The organism is Paenibacillus algorifonticola (genome assembly GCF_000971975.1).
In the GTDB taxonomy this organism is placed as follows: Bacteria; Bacillota; Bacilli; order Paenibacillales; family Paenibacillaceae; genus Pristimantibacillus; species Pristimantibacillus algorifonticola.
Genome location: NZ_LAQO01000002.1, coordinates 92,130 through 109,862 on the forward strand (window position 1 = coordinate 92,130; position 17,733 = coordinate 109,862).

Consider the following 17,733-nt stretch of genomic DNA (forward strand, 5'->3'; position numbering starts at 1 on the left):
CTATGATCGATTGCGAAGGCTTAGTCAAAATTTACAAAACGGATGATCTCGAGGTTGTCGCTCTGCAGGGTCTTAATCTTAAAGTAAACCCAGGCGAGCTGATGGCGATTATCGGGAACAGCGGAAGCGGGAAGTCGACGCTGCTTAATATTTTGGGCGGCCTCGACCACCCGTCTGCTGGCCAAGTCAGAGTGGGTCCGTGGGATTTGCTGAAAATCACCCCGGACGACCTCGTGAAATACAAGCGGGAAACGGTCGGTTTTATATGGCAAAATAACGCCCGCAACCTGCTGCCGTATTTAACGGCGCTGGAAAATGTGGAAATGCCGATGATGCTTTCGGGCAAGGTCGACCGTGCCTATGCCAAGCAGCTGCTGGAATGGGTAGGGCTCAAGGAGCGGATGAACAACAAGCTCCATCAATTGTCCGGCGGGGAGCAGCAGCGTGTCGCGATTGCGATTTCCTTGTGCAATCGCCCGCAGCTGCTGCTGGCGGATGAGCCGACGGGATCGGTGGATACCGCAACCTCGGATCTGATCATGAATATTTTTCGCAAGCTGAACCGTGAAATTGGCATTACGATTGTTATTGTTACCCATGATCTTTCATTGGCGGGCAAAGTGGACCGTGTCGTTGCGATTCGCGACGGCTTGACGAGTACCGAGTTTATTAAGCGCAATCCCAATATGAATACGGTTGGGGGTGAGGAAGAGCATTCAGGCAAAGGACTTCAGGCTGTTCATGAAGCTTATGTCGTCGTAGACCGGGTGGGAAGACTCCAGGTGCCGAAGGAATATTTAACCACACTAGGCATAACAGATAAAGCGACAATGGAATTTGATGGTGAGCGAATCGTCATTTCGCCGCCTAAATCATTAGGGGGGTAAAATAGGATGGAGAAACGGTTGTCTAATAGAAAAATGATTAAAAAGTGGGTTGTTGTCCCTGCGACACTTATGGTGGCAACGTCGATTTTGGCGGCTTGCAGCGGCGGTGCGCAAAGTACAGCAGAGAAGCATGTTCTGCGTATAGGTGTATTGTATGGGGGAGCAGATAATGAGCCGTATTTCCGTTCGCAATATACCGATACGTATGAAATGATGAACCCGGAGATCGATTTTGAAATCGTAAGCGCAATTGACTACTCGGATATGCGCTACCAGACTCCGGATGAGAACGGCAATATCGATCAACCAGATCCGTATGCGAAAATGAAAGATATGCTGACTGGCGATAATCCTGTCGATGTCGTGGTGCTGGATTACAACATGCTGCGCCGTCTCGTGCAGGATAATCTGCTGAAGCAGCTCGACCCATTGATCAGCCAAAGCAAATTCGATTTGACTGATTATGTGCCGACTGTCATTGATGGCATTAAATCCGCTGGCGACAACAACATCTACGCCCTGACGCCAACGTTCAGCTCATCGGCTCTTTATTACAATAAAAAGCTGTTTGAAGAAGCTGGCGTAGAGCCTCCTACAGACAATATGACCTGGAAGGACATTATGGACAAAGCTCGTCTTGTGAGCAAGGGAGAGGGCGTTGACCGTAAATATGGCATGACCTTCAGCCGTTGGAACGGCGGCGATTTCAACTCTGATATTCAAACCTACAGCTCGGCGCTTCAACTGAAAATGTGGGACGATAAAGGCGAGAAAATGCTGGTCAACACGCCGCAATGGGAAAATGTATGGAATACGGTCTCTAGCTTGTACAGAGACGATGTTGTGCCGGATCAAGAGGATATTAATAAAATCAATGAAGAGCTAAACAAGGAATCCGCAGATGGCAACTACGTTTACAACCCTACACAAGGCGATTTGTTTGCGGGTGGCAAAGTAGCCATGACGATCTCAGATTACAATTATGTGAATGAGCTGAGCAATACGATGAACAATGCTTCCAAAATTAAAGACTTTGAGGCATTTGATTGGGATGTTGTGACCTATCCGACGCATGAGGAGGCACCAGGCATCGGCGGTGCCATTTACTTCAGCCAGCTGATGGGGATTAACAACAACGCTCAAAACTCCGAGGATGCTTGGAAATTCATTCAATTTACAAACAGCAAGGAATGGGCGGAAATGAAGTCCCGCAGCACGTATGAGCTCGTTGCGCGCAAAGAGTTCCTTAAGCCTAAAAACGGCATGAATTACAACATTAATGCCTTTACTGCCCTTAAACCTATTCCGCCGCAAAGCGTCGATACAGAGAAGCTGTACCGCGAAAAGCCGGGCATTTGGGAAGCGCAAAATGCTTCTTACGAGCTGTTCCAGAAGGTCATTAAGGGCGATATAACATCGAAGGAAGCATTAGCCGAGTGGGAAACGAAAGGTAATGCTGTACTGGAGAAGATTAAAAAACAGCCGACCAAGACAGATTCCGGAAAGGCAGCGGAAGCAGGCACGGATGATGCCAGCACCAAGCCTGTAGAGGAAGAAGCTGAAGCAGCAGTACCAGCAGGATAAAAAAAGAGCGTCCCGTAAGAAGCCTGAAATGGCTTTGTACGGGACGTTTGTTTTTGAAGGTATAAATTGTCGATGGATTACTGTATTTAGCCTTTTTTGGGTATTCTAATGAGTGAGGAGGGATACCATTGAGGTGGATCTATTGGGTTCGATTATATGAGACAAAATTTCAGGCAGGCTGCCTTGTGCGGAGAATGGAAAATGACTGGTGGATATATGGCTACGAGTGTCCACAGGAGGTTGAGGTTTTTCGCTCCAAGCGGGGACGTTACGGCGTGAGATTTTTGATTTAATTCAAAAGATTAAAAAAATGAAGAAAAATGCTTGACTTCACTATCTCATATATTGTATATTAATTCATGTCGCCATTTCAAATTGATGCGTTGTACGAATGGAATATACAGCCGCTTTCTATTAAATCGTCTTGCTAGACGTTTTATGAGGGCCCTTAGCTCAGTTGGTTAGAGCGGTCGGCTCATAACCGATTGGTCGGGGGTTCGAGTCCCTCAGGGCCCACCATTGTACACCTCAATCTATTATGCCGGGGTGGCGGAATTGGCAGACGCACAGGACTTAAAATCCTGCGGTAGGTGACTACCGTACCGGTTCGATCCCGGTCCTCGGCATACCGAAAACACCTTGAGATCCCTTGATACATAAGGGGTCTTTTGTTTTTGTATGGCGCTTTTTGATTCGACAAAATCAAGAAGAATGGGCGTCGTTTTTGCCGTTGGGGACGGATTGGGGACGAACTTTTGGGTCGAACTTATCAAGGTGCGAAGCGGTCTTGCGGCTGAGCTTTTTTGTCACGTGGGCATACGTATCGCTGGTGACTTGCGATGTAGCATGTCTCAGTCGGTGTTGTATCTCTTTAATAGATGCACCTTGCTCTAGTAAGTACGTTGCATTCGTATGCCGTAGGCCGTGCAGGGTTACATATCGGAACCCGTTTTTCTTACACCAGTTTTCCCACCTTTGGGTCGGCGTTGTATGATAGTATGGTTTACCCAATCCAGAGTGAAAAACGAAATTGCGATCCCCACCTTCCCACTTGTCCATCAGTTTCAATTTAAGCTTTCGGTTTGCTTTGATGTGAGCGGCCAACTCTTCCATATACCACAGTGGCATGTCCACATAATCGTTAGATGCTTCGTTCTTGGTGTCAGTAATGTCGGCTTGACTGTTTTCGGTGTTCGATATACTCTCATCGATCCGCAGCCGACAATTCACGAAGTCGCAGTCATCAATCTCAAGTGCGATCAACTCGCCGCGTCTAAAGCCTCCCATAATTGCCCCAAGAAAATACATACGCCATACCGATTTAGTTTCAAGCAGCGCATCAATTACTGCTGTCGCTTCATCATCTTCGTAGTAGTTTTTCCGATCCTTTCGCGCCTTCTTATCTTCTTTGCTAATCTGAGGTCGCTTAACACCATCCAGCGGATTTACTTTGAGTACGTTCCACTCAACGGCTCTCGCGAACACACTATTCGTTACGTCATAGGTATATTGAATCGTCCGGGATGATAACGTGTCTTTACCTCCTCGTTTGTCTACGCGCGCGCCTGGCTTACGTAGATCAGCAAACATTTTAACCAATTGCATCGTTGTAATTTCGTCGATGCGTTTGTGCCCAATTCTGGGCAATACGTGGTTATTGATCTTCGAACAGTGTGACTTTAGAGTGGTCCCATTTTTTAACTCTATCGCAGCATACTTTGGTATCCATTCCTTCTCATAAAAATCTTTGAATGTTAGTTTAGCAGGTGCGATATAGTTCCCGCTCAATACGTCTAGTTTGAACGCTGCTAATTGGTCATCCAGATAATCTTTCAAGCGTTTTGTTGTTCTTAGCAGCGCCTCGTCTTCAATTGTGACTGTTTGGCGTGGCCGGTTGCGGGTGCCGTCAGCATTTAGGCCAAGGTCTACAGTTAACCTCCAGGTATTTTCTCCTCGTTTTTCGATGCTTCCTTTTGCCATCTTTTTTCCTCCAATAGAACGTATGTTCTTTTTTGATGTATGATAAACAGCCTTTAGGCCGGAAAGCGCGAAAGGGTAGGATCTCATTTCGTGTATTAATCTTGTTAAATTAATTCTACAACGCCTAATGGGTCAAACAGCACAATATGGTTGTCGTCGGCCTTAACTGATAATCCGTATTTTTCGGTATAGCGATCAATAGCTGCCTGTAAAAAGTCTTCTGTAACGCCTAAAAATTCTGCCAGATCATATCGGCCTGATATTCGGGCATGGTGGGCTTGTACAATGCGATCCAAAGGAATCATACACTGATAAGCCCACTGCCTGGCCCGCAGCTCTTGTTTGCGGTTCTGGATGTTGGATTGATCAAGGATGTTGCCTGAGCTGGTATGGTAATGGGCAATTTCTTCTGCAATGACGCAAGCCTTAGCCACTTCTGACTGATCTTTATTTATGAAGATAACTTTATCGGCGTATAGCCCTTTAATGCGAGGAGTCATTTTCTTCTCGAATACAATTACATCATGCCGTGTAGCCTCCATTAACAGAGCGTCATAATTCATTCATTGTCCGCCCTTCTGCCGCTTCATTTTCACGAATTGCTTGAACTGTTCTATCTCCGCAAGTTCTTCCTCCGACCAGTCTTCCCCGACATGGTGAGCTGCGATGGTTTCGGGTTCGTAGAATTTCTCATCTGCAAAAGCTTCTTCAGCTGTCATCGATGGCCCGTTGTATGCAGGTGGTTCTTGTCTTGCCAAGGCGGCTCGAATAGGTATATTGCTAATATGAAGAAATTTAGCCACTTTATCTATCGATTCGTAATCCCACGGGCCAGGAACTAGATCATCGATACTGGTAAGGTACTCTGTAGTTAGACTGGTTCCTTTAGCTAAGTCCTCATAACTAAACTTATAAGTTTCGAGTAGCCCTTCAATAATCTCGCTCACCCACGGTTGTGTAATATCTTCAATCGAAACATCTAAAGTTTTAGCTATAGAATTTAGCGTGTCAATTTGAGGGTTCTTTGTTGTTCCGTCTAAAACCTTTATTAGGGTTGTATACGGAACACCGGATAGTTTCGCCAATTGGTACCTAGAGACTCCTTTTTTCTCAATCAACTTTACAATTCTATTTGCAATGCTCATTTGTACTCTCCTCACATATTCAATTATATCCCTATGAGGTAATAATATAACGGAATTAGGTACTAGGTCAAGTAATCAGAAGAAATTAGGAGAAAAACGAAACTTACATACCTAAAACGGTAGTATTTGATATTTGATACATACCTAATACGGTAGTATATTTGTTTCAGGAGGTGAACGAACATGGGAACAGCAATTAAGGGGAATGTGGACAGGTTGCTTAAGGAAAAGGGCTGGACGCGCTATCGCCTCAGCAAGGAAAGTGGAGTTTCAATGACCGTCATCTACAGCTTGGATAAAAAAGAATCTGGCCCTACGGCTGACACCTTGGTAAAAATGGCAGACGCATTGGGTTCAACCGTGGACGCATTGGTAAGATAGCTGATTTGGGTCATTAGCGGCCCTGAACTCTCCGCTTTGAAGGCGGTTAGTCAGTAAAATCCGTAGCGCAGACGTAGTAATTCACCGATACGCTTACCTTATTACAGGAAGGGGAAATAAAGATGTTTGAAATTACGATTGTAAATCAGAACGGCCAACTGCTCATGGATAGTCGAAATGTCGCTGAGCTGACAGGTGCGAGACACGATAATCTATTGCGAGATATTCGCGGATATATTAAATCTTTCGACGCACTCAAATCTGAGGACGTTGAGAGCGGTAAGGATTACGTAAAGATGGCAACAGAATTATTCAATAGGACACACGGTACAGTTGAGGGAGTTTCGAAACATTTTTTCATCGAGAGTAGTTATGTTGACGGGAAGGGCGAGCCACGACCTTGTTATCTCCTAACCCGCAAAGGCTGTGACATGGTAGCAAACAAAATGACGGGTGATAAAGGCGTGCTCTTTACAGCTGCATACGTAACTAAGTTTGAAGATATGGAAAAACAACTTATGTTTCAACTGCCATCTACCTATAAAGAAGCATTGCTGCAATTGGTCGAGCAAGTTGAACAAAACGAAAAGCTTCAAACAACTAATATGGTTCTCGTACAGCAGAACAACGAGCTTAAACCCAAGGCTTCCTATTATGACATGGTGCTCCAAAACAAATCGCTTCTATCAGTTTCCAAGATTGCGAAGGATTACGGCTTGAGTGCTATGGCTCTGAATAAGAAGCTTTATGAACTTGACGTTCAATTCAAGCAAGGTGACATTTGGTTACTCTATGCAAAATACCAAGATAAGGGATACACGCAAACCACGACTCACGTGATTGATGCTGATAATTCAAGGGTTAGCACTAAATGGACCCAAAAGGGTCGATTATTCATTTATGAATTATTGAAACAAAAAGGATTTCTGCCTGTGATCGAAAGAGAGGTAGCGGGGTGAACCTATCAATCGAAGCAGCCATTCGTGCCATTATCGCAGAGGAAGTCGCAGCAGCTGAACAGAGGATACGTGAAAGCCTGAATGTTCAATCGGATGTAACACTTACGTTCCAAGAAGCATTGAAATACTTGGGGATGAGTGAATACACGCTGCGGAGAATGTGCCAAGCCAAAAAGCTGCCATACCGGATAGTTGGAGCAGATGGCAGTAAGAATCCGCGCTATCTTTTCAGCTCCAGCAGCCTAGATAAGTGGATGAAACAGCAAGAAGAATCTAACTACAAGCCGAATCAACCCTAAATAGAAGGGAGGTGAGTAAGCCAAATGGCTATGACATGGCGAAGGTATGACCTGCAGCGCATGCGTTGGCGGCTGATTAACTATCCACACCTTGCTGAGCCGGACGTATTGCCGGCAGCGCTGGACTGGCTTGACGGAGAGATTGCAGCAATGAAAAAGGCTGCTACGGATCCGACTCCGTAACAGCCCAAAGAAACAATTTGAATAGGGCTATTGTATCACGCAATGGCCTTGAACGGAAGAGGGCGGCTCATTTGAATGCGGAACCTGCTCATTTAGAAAATGTGATTGACCAGCATCTTTATCTCGTTCGTTATGCTATTGGGCGTTATCGCTGGGCTATTGGTCAGCATGGCATTGCAAAGGAAGATTTGGAGAGCGAGGCAACAATTGGGCTGATTAAGGCCCACAAGCGCTTTGATCCAAGCCGCCTAAATAGCCGCGGCCAATCAGTAAAGTTTTCATCATTCGCGCTGCCATATATCCTGGGCGAGATCGGAAAATATTTGTGGAAGTACCAGCCGATTAAAGTTTCGCAGGCTGTCTACAACCTTGCTGGGAAAATCCTGAAACAAGGTCTAACGGAGCAACCAGCAGCTGAAATAGCGCAGCAGCTACAGGCGAATGAATTGGCTGCACAGCGAGCTTTGAATTACTTACGTGAATCTAAACCTTCTTCATTGGATGCACCGCTAGGCGAGGATTGTGGCACGTTATGCGATGTGCTGCCAGAGGAAATAGACGACACGGAGGCAAATGTTTCGTTGTTTGTGAACGAGCTGAGCCAGGTTGAACGCAAGATACTTCAATTATTGAACAAGGGCATGGATCCGACTGCAGCAGCTCCCAAATTAGGATTGTCCACGACGCGCATGAAAATTGCGGTGGCTGAGCTGCGCAGGAAGGCTAGTAGTCATTTTGATTATAAGGGGGATGCTGCTGTGAAGAAATTAACGAAAGATGCCTATGCGGCCTGCAAGGCGCGTGGCGTTGCTGATACCGAAATCGCCAAGGAATTTAAGGTGTCTAAGACATTCATTTATGAAAGTAAAAAATCATGGGGTTTAGTCGGCATGTCCAATAAGTCAACGAAAGGTGGTCAAGGATCTGACGATCCAAGTGTTCAGGATCCGCCGATCGTATCACATCAACCTGAAAAAACGGCTGAATTTTGGATGGGACGCTTTGAGGCGTCGCAAATGGAGTTTGAAAAAGCTGCGAATCGGGTGTCTGATCTGGAACGTGAAAACGGGCTGCTGAAATCGTTACTCAAAAACTATCTTTAATTGGAGGGTACAAGGATCATGATCAAAATTAATAAATTGGAAGTCGAAAATATCAAGCGGGTAAAGGCGGTCAAAATTGAGCCGACAGCTTCCGGCCTGACTGTCGTAGGCGGACGCAACAATCAAGGGAAAACCAGTGTGCTCGATGCTATTGCTTGGGGGCTTGGTGGCAACAAATACCGTCCGACTCAAGCGGAGCGCGATGGATCGGCAGTACCGCCTTATCTCCACATCGTACTCAGCAACGGCCTAATCGTTGAGCGGAAGGGGAAGAACAGCGACCTCAAGGTTATTGATCCGAACGGCCAGAAGGGTGGCCAGCAGCTGCTCGACAGTTTAGTTGAAGAGCTGGCCATTGATTTGCCCAAGTTTATGAATGCTTCCAATAAGGAAAAGGCCAACATCCTGCTGCGGATTATCGGAGTCGGTGACAAGCTGCAGGCGCTGGAAGCACAAGAACAGGAAGTCTATAACAAACGGCACACAATCGGGCAGATAGCCGACCAGAAGGCCAAGTTTGCCAAGGAGCAGCCGTATTATACGGACGCACCAAAGGAGCCTATATCCGCGTCGGAGCTGATTAGTCAGCAGCAAGGTATTATGGCGCGTAACGGAGATAACCAGCGCAAGCGGCAGCAGCTGACACAGATTCAGGCTGCATATGCCAGCCAGGGGCAAGAGGTAAGCAGGTTAAATGCCCTTTTGTATGAGGCCAATTTGAAATATGAACAGCTTTCAAAAGATTTAGAGATTGCGCAGAAGGACACGCTTGACCTTCAAGACGAATCGACGGCGGAACTGGAAGCCAACATTCAGCAGATTGACACTATCAATCGCAAGGTGAGAGCGAATCTAGATAAGGACAAGGCAGAGGCGGATGCAGGCGACTACCGTGTTCAATACGATGCTTTAACGGTAGACATTAACCGGATCCGCGAGCAGAAAGCGGAGCTGCTGAATAACGCAGCGCTACCGCTGGAAGGTCTGTCCGTTGAAGGGGGGGAGTTAATCTACAAAGGGCAGAAATGGGGGAACATGAGCGGTTCCGATCAACTCAAGGTATCCACGGCCATTGTGCGGAAGCTTAAGCCTGAATGCGGCTTTATCCTGCTGGACAAGCTCGAACAAATGGATTTACAGACGCTGCAAGAGTTTGGCAGCTGGCTTGAGCAAGAAGGGCTGCAGGCAATTGCAACGCGTGTCAGCACCGGCGACGAATGCAGCATCATTATTGAAGACGGCTATGTTGCGGGGCAGGAGCTGCCGGAAGAAAAGAAAACTTGGAAAGCAGGTGAGTTCTGATGCAAGTCATCAGTGGCAAAGTAGAAAAGGCCAAGAAGGTTGTTATTTACGGTCCGGAGGGAATTGGTAAATCCTCTCTGGCAGGGCGGTTTCCACGTCCTATCTTTATTGATACAGAGGGCAGCACAACAGAAATGGAAGTTGATCGGCTGCCGAAGCCGTCGAGCTGGGAAATGCTTAAGCAGCAGGTCGTATGGGTTAAGCAGCAGGGCAGCAGGTTCGGAACGCTTGTGCTAGACACGATTGACTGGGCAGAAATGCTTTGCGTAGAAGGGGTTTGCTCAGCTCATCAGAAAAAGGGCGTCGAGGATTTTGGATACGGTAAGGGCTATATCTTCGTGGCCGAGGAATTTGGACGCTTTCTGAATCTGCTTAGCGATGTTATTGAATCCGGTATTCATGTTGTCCTGAATGCTCATGCTCAGATCGTGAAGTTTGAGCAGCCTGATGAAATGGGTGCCTATGATCGGTATCAGCTTAAGCTTGGCCCGAAAACAGGATCCCGAACAGCTCCACTTGTCAAAGAGTGGGCCGACATGGTTCTCTTCATTAATTACAAGACGTTCAGTGTGGCTACAGACGAAAAGGGCAAGAAGCATAAAGGCCAGGGCGGCACGCGGACGGTCTACGCTACGCATCATCCGGCGTGGGACGCCAAGAACCGCCATGGCCTGCCTGATGACTTCCCGCTGGACTATGCCCATATCGCCCATATTTTCGAGAAGGGGGCAGCGGTTGGCGGCAATCCTCCATCACAGCCTGCACAACAAGCATTTGGACATATGACAGGGGGAGAAACAATTCCACAAACACAAGCTCCCGCCGTGTCACCGCCAGTAGAACCACCTGCAGCGCCGCCTGCTCCACCGACAAGTCAGCAACAACCGGCACCTGCTCAGAATGCTCAGCCTGCAGGTACGCAGCCTGATCCAGCTATTCCACGTCAGTTGTACGATTTGATGGTGCAGTATCAAGTGTCTGAGCCGGAAATTCAGATTGTCGTAAGCAACAAAGGCTATTACCCGATGAACACGCCGATTGTTAACTATGATCCTAATTTTATTGATGGCGTTTTGGTCGGTGCATGGCCGCAAGTGTTCGAAATGATCCAAGCAACCAGAGAGCTGCAACCATTTTGATAACAAACATTAGGAGGATTAATACATGACTATAAATAATGAACGTGAACTGGGTTGGGACGACACCATTGAAAAAGACGGTGGGGGCGGCTTCGTGCTGCTTCCTGTGGGGGACTATTTTTTCACTGTTGCTAAATTTGAGCGTGGGCGGTTTAGTGGTAGTGAAAAAATGCCAGCCTGCAATCAAGCCAAATTGGAATTGACTGTCCATTCCCAAGAGCATGGAGACGTGACTGTATTTCACAACTTGTATCTGCATACCAAGACAGAGGGGTTGCTTTCCAATTTCTTCTCTGCTATTGGTCAGAAGCGTAAGGGCGAGACGTTGCGGATGAACTGGAACGCGGTCATTGGTTCGAAGGGAAAAGCGAAAATTGAAGTCCGGGAATATAAGAGCAAAGGTGAGGATCGGGCTGCTAATCAAGTAAAAACCTTTTTTGCCTATGAAGATGCGTTTCCGGCAGGGCAGCCGCAAGGATATCAGCAACAGGCACCACAACAGTCGTATCAGCCACCTCAGCAGCAGCCATATCAACAGCAACCACCGCAATATAATCCAGCGCCGTTCCCAGGCCAGACAGGTCAACCACAGCCGCCACAACAAGGCGGATGGGCGCCGGGCCAATTCTAGGAGGTATCGACTCATGAAGCTAAGAGATTATCAGCAACAGGCCCGCGAGTCTATACATGCGGAATGGGATAAGGGGATCAGGAGAACGTTGCTGGTCCTTCCTACTGGATGCGGCAAGACTATCGTATTTTCAAAGGTAATAGAGGACCGGGTAGTATTGGGCGAGCGTGTGCTCGTCCTTGCCCACCGGGGCGAGCTGCTGGACCAGGCATCAGACAAGCTTGAGAAATCAACTGGCTTGAAAACGGCGAGGGAGAAAGCGGATCAGACATCAGTAGGGAGCTGGTTCAGGGTTGTAGTCGGCAGCGTCCAGACACTAATGAGAGATAAGCGGTTGAGGCAATTTGCTGCAGATCATTTTGACACAATTATCATCGACGAGGCGCATCATTGTATATCCGATGGTTACCAGCGCGTGTTGCAGTATTTTGAGGGGGCTAACGTCCTGGGCGTTACGGCCACGCCGGATCGGGGAGACATGCGTAATCTGGGCAGTTACTTTGAAAGCTTGGCTTTCGAATATTCGCTACCGAAGGCGATAAAATCAGGCTACCTTAGCCCCATCAAGGCAATGACAATTCCGCTGCAGATCAATCTATCAGCAGTTGGCCAACAGGCCGGAGACTTTAAAGCTAGCGAGCTGGGCACAGCTCTGGATCCTTATTTGGATTCCATCGCCGCCGAAATGTGGAAGGTGGCCAAGGACCGTAAAATCGTTGTATTCCTACCGCTGGTTAAAACTAGCCAAAAATTTACTTCTATATTAAATGCCATTGGATTTAAGGCTGCCGAGGTAAACGGAGATTCACAGGACCGTTCGCAGATATTAGCAGACTTTGATAGCGATAAATATAACGTGCTTTGCAACAGCATGCTGCTGACAGAGGGCTGGGATTGTCCAAGCGTCGATTGTGTCGTTGTCTTGCGGCCTACGAAGGTACGCAGCTTATACAGCCAGATGGTGGGGCGTGGTACCCGACTATTCCCCGGCAAGACGGAGCTTCTTCTATTAGACTTCCTTTGGCATACGGATAAGCATGAACTTTGTCATCCGGCCCATTTAATCGCAGAAAATGAAGAAGTAGCCCAAGCCATGACAAAGCAGATCGAGGAAGCGGGCATTCCGCTTGATCTGGAAGACGTTGAGAAGCAGGCTGCCGAGGATGTAGTTGCCCAGCGTGAGGAAGCTCTGGCCAAGATGCTGAATGAAATGAAACGTCGGAAGGCTAAGCTGGTGGATCCGCTGCAATTCGAAATGAGCATCCAGGCGGAGGATTTGGCTAGCTATGTACCAGCATTCGGATGGGAAATGGGTCCGCCGAGTGATAAGCAAATTCAGACGTTGGAGAAACTTGGAATATTGCCGGATCAGGTAGACAATGCCGGCAAGGCAACAAAGCTGCTTGAACGCCTGGACAAGCGCCGGGAAGAAGGTTTGACGACGCCTAAGCAGATCCGCTTTCTTGAAGGCCGTGGCTTTGAACACGTCGGAACATGGCAATTTGAAACGGCTAAAAAAATGATTGACCGGGTAGCGGCCAATGGCTGGAAAGTTCCGGACGGAATCGATCCTAAAGAATATCACGGGGAGTAGTGGCCGAGGCGGAGAGGAGCGTTTAAATGAACAATCATAAAATTAAAGTCGTGGGCGGAACGATCTTGTATGACAAGCTGACATCGTTATCGGACGAAAAAATGCGGGATGTAGCCAAAGCACACATATGGCTGCAGATGCTGAAAGATATACAGGTGCCCGTGAAATGGTCCAGGCCTTATAAGCATGGAACGAAAATCAAGTTTAACTTTCCTCAATCGCAAAAAGAATGGGACGATTCTCTTGCTGAATTAAAAGGTTACATTGTCACAGTGAATGAGAAGCACGATTTAGATATGAGTATCGGTGAAAATTGAAATCTGGGAGGCGGACAAGATGAAAGCCATTACGATCATACAGCCATGGGCGACATTGATAGCGCTTGGCGAAAAGAAATTTGAAACGCGCAGCTGGTCCACAAAACATCGCGGCGAGTTGGCCATTCATGCTGGCAAAAAGGTTGATCGTGAAGCCTGTGAAACGGAGCCGATCAAGTCCGCGTTGGCCAAGTACGGTTACACAGCAGACAACCTGCCTACAGGAGCCATTGTGGCCACGTGTCAGCTTGAGGAATGCTGGCAGATTGAAAGATTGAATTGGAAGGCAGTTACAAAGCCGGTTCAATTTACTGCTACTAATGGTCGTCAAAGTCTATGGGCCGGATGCATTGAAGGAAACAAAGAATACCATTTTGGAAATTATGAGCATGGACGATACGCTTGGGAATTATCTGATGTTAAGCGGCTAGTGAAGCCATTCCGGGCTAAGGGCCAACAAGGATTATGGAATTGGTAATCTGTCAAAATTGAGCAACTTGGAGGGGTGATAGAACGATGGCAAAATTCATTGTTACTTATGAAAATGGTCGAATCAAAAAGGAAATTACGTTTCGCGGCGAGGTATATACCGTCACAATGGGGTCGTGGGATGGCTGCAGCCGAACGGCAGAGGAAAAGGCGTTCAATCATCAGTTTGAAGAACGTCATCCAGAAGACAGGGATTTGGAAGAAATCGCAAGCCTGATGGATGATATGTCATTCGGCAGTTGGGATGATATCGAAGAGTCATTAAAGGAGTTGGCTAAATTTGAGCAAAACAGTGCTGTTTGATGTTGATAAAGATATGGTTTCGAATCTTGCTGGACATATTGCACAGAAAAATGAGGATAGCTTGTTGGTGATTGCGCCTTTTACGGGAAACGTGTCCATTCATGCGCCTGCTAAAAAGGGCAAGAACAAAGGTTATCACCGCATAAAATTGGAAGTCTGGATTGAAGAGGGCGCCATTATTGGCGAAAGTGCTCTGACTGACTTCGGCGCATTTGCTGTGCTGCGGCTACCAAAGGCAAGGGTGCAGGATCATCTAATAAATAAATTAAAGTAACGAAAGGAAAAACCTATGGAACATAAAATAGACCTCATTGCGCTGCTGGCCTACGTTGATCCGGCGTTCCTATCTTACCAGGAATGGGTCAACGTAGGCATGGCCCTCAAATACGAGGGCTATACAGCCAGTGATTGGGATTCGTGGAGTCGGCAGGACGGTGGGCGTTACAACCCGGGCGAATGTTTTAAAAAGTGGACGAGCTTCGAGGGATCCGGCACACCAGTAACTGGCGCGACCATTACGCAAATGGCGAAAGACAATGGTTGGATGCCGCGGTCATTTGATCGTGAAGACCGGGAGCTGGGCTGGGATGACGAGATTGCCGGAGGCGATTATGTCGTCGTAGACAAAAACTGGATAGAAGGCAAGGAGATCCACGAGCCGGCAACATGGAATCCGGTCCAGCAGCTCACCACTTACCTGCAGACGTTGTTCGAGGCTTCCGAAAACGTCGGCTACGTCACGGATACCTGGCAAAATGAAGACGGCAAGTATTTGCCTACTAAAGGCGCATCGGATCGGACGGCAGGCGAGCTAATTGAATTGTTGCATTTATGTGAGGGCGACATTGGAGCGGTCCTGGGCGATTACAATCCAGAGGCGGGCGCGTGGATCCGCTTCAACCCGCTCGACGGCCAAGGCGTCAAAAACGACAACGTAACGGAGTTTAGGTATGCGCTTGTGGAAAGCGACACGATGGAAATTGAAAAACAGAATGCCATTATGCGCGAACTGGAATTACCAATCGCTGTCATGGTATACAGCGGCGGCAAGAGCCTGCATGCTATCGTGCGGGTGGAGGCTGCCAATTACGATGAATATCGAAAACGCGTTGATTACCTGTACAACGTGTGCAAGCGGAACGGGCTGCACATCGACAATCAAAATCGTAATCCGTCCAGGCTGTCACGGCTGCCAGGCGTCGAGCGGAATGGCAAGAAGCAATTTATCGTGGATACGAATATTGGCCGAGCAACATGGGCCGAGTGGCATGAGTGGATTGAGGGCGTTAACGATGATTTACCGGATCCGGAGAGTCTAGCGAATTACTGGGACAACATGCCGAAATTGGCACCGCCATTGATTGAAGGTGTATTGCGACAGGGTCACAAAATGTTGATGGCCGGACCGTCAAAGGCTGGCAAGTCGTTCTTGCAGATTCAGTTAAGCATTGCCATAGCAGAAGGGGTTAAGTGGTTAGGATGGCAATGCACACAGGGGCGGGTGCTCTACGTTAACTTGGAATTAGATAGCGCAAGCGCTTTGGATCGATTTAAGAATGTGTATATAGCGCTTGGTGTTCCTCCTATGAACATTGACAAAATAGATATCTGGAACCTGCGGGGCAAGTCGGTACCGATGGACAAGCTTGCGCCGAAGCTAATTAGGCGAGCGGCCAAGAAACAATATATTGCGGTCATTATCGATCCGATTTATAAGGTCCTTACAGGCGATGAAAACAGCGCCGATCAGATGGCTCACTTCACGAACCAATTCGATAAGATAGCCACGGAGCTGGGTGCCAGCGTTATCTATTGCCATCATCATAGCAAGGGTTCACAGGGCGGCAAAAAATCGATGGACCGGGCCAGCGGCAGCGGCGTATTTGCCCGCGATCCTGACGCACTTATCGATTTAGTAGAGCTTGATTTAACGGAAGATTTATTAAAGCAAGAGGAGAACAAAGCCATTTGTCAGGTGTACAAACGCTTCTTTGCTCAGTACAACCCGCAATACCTGCAGCAATCTGTGTCCCAGGATGACGAGCTGAGCGCCAGAGCAATGGAGGAACATGCTAAACGTGCCCTATACAATGATGCACAGGCTGCAGCTCAAGCGGAGGTTCAACTGGCGACTAAGGCAGTACAAGCAAGGTCTGCATGGCGCGTGGAAGGAACGCTGCGGGAGTACGCCAAATTCGCGCCGGTTAACATGTGGTTTCAGTATCCTGTGCACCGTGTCGATGACGTAGGCAGCCTCAAGGACATCAATCCGGAAGGTGACGGACCGCAGCAGCCGCCTTGGAAAAAGGCTACGGATAAACGGAAAGCCAAGGCTAAAGAGGAGCGGCGAAGCAAAGCCGAGGAATTTGAGGACGCCGTGGTTAATTGCAACATGGGTGAGCCGCCAACGGTCAAGGATCTCCAAGAGTGGTTTTCAACCACTGGAAAAGAGATACCGGATCGGACAATTAGAGGCTGGGTTACAAAATTTGGATACATGATCGATAAGAACAATGGAAATGTCATTGTGAAGAACGACGGCAATGATCATTAATTTTATGGTCATGACCGCACGGCTACAATCATCAAAAACGTGATCAATTCCGAGCGGCGAACACCATAAAACAATGGTCATTGTCGTTGAAAATGAATGCCCTTATATATACACGCGATTGTATGTATAAACTTAATGACTAATCTACTAAGGTAACCGGTAGGGAGAGAGAAGGTCGCCGCTACTGATTCCGCGGCGCCCCCTTCCTCCCACAGCCTTAGCGGTTGCGCAAGAAAAAAAGAAAAGAGGATGATAAAAGTGGGAAAAAAATATTGGGAAGTTGAAACGCCAGAAACAATAGAGTTTGGAAATAATTTCATGCGTTGTTACGACAAGGCTGGGAAGCTTCAATTCGGAATAAAATTAAACGGGAACTATATCGTCAAATTTGTTATCGATCGGAAAGAGTTGTTCGCCGATAATCAGGCTGCTGATTATTTGCGAGCATTGCTGAACGAATGGGAAGATATGGTCGAGGAACAAGGCGATGACGACTGAGTTCTTCATGGCGATGAAACCCCCGACGATTACACACCAGCAAAAGCAGGTCGCGGTTATAGACGGTAAGCCTGTCTTTTTCGAGCCTCCCGAATTGAAAGTAGCAAGAGTTAAGCTGATGGCGCACCTTGGGCCTCATAAGCCAGACAAGCCATATAGGGGCGCTGTGCGCCTGATGGTGAAATGGTGCTTCCCGCTTGCTGGCAAGCATACAGATGGCGAGTACAAGGATACGAAGCCGGATAACTCAAATATGCAGAAGCTGCTTGAGGATTGCATGGAGGATCTGGGCTATTTCAAAAATGATTCTCAGATTGCTAGTTTGATCGTCGAGAAATTTTGGGCATCACGGCCGGGTATCTATATTCGGCTGGAACAGTTATAG

Annotated in this window: 21 protein-coding genes and 2 tRNA genes; 20 read left to right on the forward strand and 3 right to left on the reverse strand. The window is 47.6% G+C overall.

From position 1 onward, the window contains the following. The first annotated feature begins 2 nt into the window (after positions 1-2). The 4 genes from WH37_RS10025 (at position 3) to WH37_RS10040 (ending at position 3,097) form a co-directional block, all read left to right on the forward strand. Positions 3-887 carry an ABC transporter ATP-binding protein gene (locus tag WH37_RS10025; protein WP_046230446.1) on the forward strand — a complete coding sequence of 295 codons (885 nt, stop codon included), beginning with the start codon at positions 3-5 and terminating at the stop codon, positions 885-887. Between the two features lie 6 nt (positions 888-893). Next, entirely contained in the window at positions 894-2,471 is a 1,578-nt protein-coding gene (locus WH37_RS10030) for an ABC transporter substrate-binding protein (RefSeq protein ID WP_231594179.1), read from the forward strand. Between the two features lie 442 nt (positions 2,472-2,913). Continuing rightward, positions 2,914-2,990 (forward strand) — tRNA-Ile (locus WH37_RS10035). A gap of 21 nt (positions 2,991-3,011) precedes the next feature. Next, positions 3,012-3,097 (forward strand) — tRNA-Leu (locus WH37_RS10040). A gap of 76 nt (positions 3,098-3,173) precedes the next feature. On the opposite strand, the gene WH37_RS10045 is transcribed toward WH37_RS10040, so the two are convergent. The 3 genes from WH37_RS10045 to WH37_RS37245 form a co-directional block, all read right to left on the reverse strand. Continuing rightward, a complete protein-coding gene (locus tag WH37_RS10045) occupies positions 3,174-4,451 on the reverse strand; it encodes a tyrosine-type recombinase/integrase (RefSeq protein WP_046230447.1) in 1,278 nt (425 codons plus the stop codon). Between the two features lie 104 nt (positions 4,452-4,555). Beyond that, positions 4,556-5,014, reverse strand: coding sequence for an ImmA/IrrE family metallo-endopeptidase (locus tag WH37_RS10050; protein ID WP_046230448.1), 459 nt, complete (start codon positions 5,012-5,014; stop codon positions 4,556-4,558). Next, positions 5,015-5,596 carry a helix-turn-helix domain-containing protein gene (locus tag WH37_RS37245; protein WP_052736913.1) on the reverse strand — a complete coding sequence of 194 codons (582 nt, stop codon included), beginning with the start codon at positions 5,594-5,596 and terminating at the stop codon, positions 5,015-5,017. It abuts the gene before it with no gap. A gap of 183 nt (positions 5,597-5,779) precedes the next feature. Between WH37_RS37245 and WH37_RS10060 the strand changes: the two genes are divergently transcribed. From WH37_RS10060 to WH37_RS10130, 16 genes are all read left to right on the forward strand, one after another. Continuing rightward, positions 5,780-5,977: a helix-turn-helix domain-containing protein gene (locus tag WH37_RS10060; RefSeq protein ID WP_046230449.1), complete on the forward strand. Its 198-nt coding sequence runs from the start codon at positions 5,780-5,782 to the stop codon at positions 5,975-5,977. 122 nt (positions 5,978-6,099) lie between these two features. Then, positions 6,100-6,936, forward strand: coding sequence for a phage regulatory protein/antirepressor Ant (locus WH37_RS10065; protein WP_046230450.1), 837 nt, complete (start codon positions 6,100-6,102; stop codon positions 6,934-6,936). Further along, entirely contained in the window at positions 6,933-7,235 is a 303-nt protein-coding gene (locus WH37_RS10070; protein ID WP_046230451.1) for a helix-turn-helix domain-containing protein, read from the forward strand. Before WH37_RS10065 ends, WH37_RS10070 begins: the two co-directional genes overlap by 4 nt. Positions 7,236-7,259: 24 nt before the next feature. Beyond that, entirely contained in the window at positions 7,260-7,418 is a 159-nt protein-coding gene (locus WH37_RS35495; RefSeq protein ID WP_156182293.1) for a hypothetical protein, read from the forward strand. 71 nt (positions 7,419-7,489) lie between these two features. Then, positions 7,490-8,521 (forward strand): sigma-70 family RNA polymerase sigma factor, encoded by a 1,032-nt coding sequence (locus WH37_RS33485; RefSeq protein ID WP_052736914.1) that lies wholly within the window; start codon positions 7,490-7,492, stop codon positions 8,519-8,521. An 18-nt stretch (positions 8,522-8,539) separates the two neighbouring features. Continuing rightward, positions 8,540-9,823 carry an AAA family ATPase gene (locus tag WH37_RS10080; protein ID WP_177217870.1) on the forward strand — a complete coding sequence of 428 codons (1,284 nt, stop codon included), beginning with the start codon at positions 8,540-8,542 and terminating at the stop codon, positions 9,821-9,823. Next, positions 9,823-10,962, forward strand: a complete 1,140-nt coding sequence (locus WH37_RS10085; RefSeq protein WP_046230452.1) for an ATP-binding protein — start codon at positions 9,823-9,825, stop codon at positions 10,960-10,962. Before WH37_RS10080 ends, WH37_RS10085 begins: the two co-directional genes overlap by 1 nt. A 25-nt stretch (positions 10,963-10,987) precedes the next feature. After that, entirely contained in the window at positions 10,988-11,593 is a 606-nt protein-coding gene (locus WH37_RS10090) for a hypothetical protein (RefSeq protein ID WP_046230453.1), read from the forward strand. 13 nt (positions 11,594-11,606) lie between these two features. Then, complete coding sequence (locus tag WH37_RS10095; RefSeq protein WP_046230454.1) at positions 11,607-13,187, forward strand: DEAD/DEAH box helicase; 1,581 nt, start codon at positions 11,607-11,609, stop codon at positions 13,185-13,187. A 26-nt stretch (positions 13,188-13,213) separates the two neighbouring features. After that, the gene (locus tag WH37_RS10100) at positions 13,214-13,504 is read left to right on the forward strand and encodes a hypothetical protein (protein WP_046230455.1); all 291 of its coding nucleotides are present in this window, start codon (positions 13,214-13,216) and stop codon (positions 13,502-13,504) included. Between the two features lie 19 nt (positions 13,505-13,523). Further along, positions 13,524-13,982 carry an ASCH domain-containing protein gene (locus WH37_RS10105; RefSeq protein ID WP_046230456.1) on the forward strand — a complete coding sequence of 153 codons (459 nt, stop codon included), beginning with the start codon at positions 13,524-13,526 and terminating at the stop codon, positions 13,980-13,982. Positions 13,983-14,020: 38 nt separating this feature from the next. Continuing rightward, complete coding sequence (locus tag WH37_RS10110; RefSeq protein WP_046230457.1) at positions 14,021-14,296, forward strand: hypothetical protein; 276 nt, start codon at positions 14,021-14,023, stop codon at positions 14,294-14,296. Then, positions 14,274-14,570 carry a hypothetical protein gene (locus WH37_RS10115; protein WP_046230458.1) on the forward strand — a complete coding sequence of 99 codons (297 nt, stop codon included), beginning with the start codon at positions 14,274-14,276 and terminating at the stop codon, positions 14,568-14,570. The genes WH37_RS10110 and WH37_RS10115 overlap by 23 nt, the downstream gene beginning before the upstream one ends. 15 nt (positions 14,571-14,585) lie before the next feature. Then, positions 14,586-16,850 (forward strand): AAA family ATPase, encoded by a 2,265-nt coding sequence (locus tag WH37_RS10120; RefSeq protein ID WP_046230459.1) that lies wholly within the window; start codon positions 14,586-14,588, stop codon positions 16,848-16,850. A 249-nt stretch (positions 16,851-17,099) separates the two neighbouring features. Beyond that, positions 17,100-17,348, forward strand: coding sequence for a hypothetical protein (locus WH37_RS10125; RefSeq protein WP_046230460.1), 249 nt, complete (start codon positions 17,100-17,102; stop codon positions 17,346-17,348). After that, positions 17,338-17,733 (forward strand): RusA family crossover junction endodeoxyribonuclease, encoded by a 396-nt coding sequence (locus tag WH37_RS10130; protein ID WP_046230461.1) that lies wholly within the window; start codon positions 17,338-17,340, stop codon positions 17,731-17,733. Before WH37_RS10125 ends, WH37_RS10130 begins: the two co-directional genes overlap by 11 nt.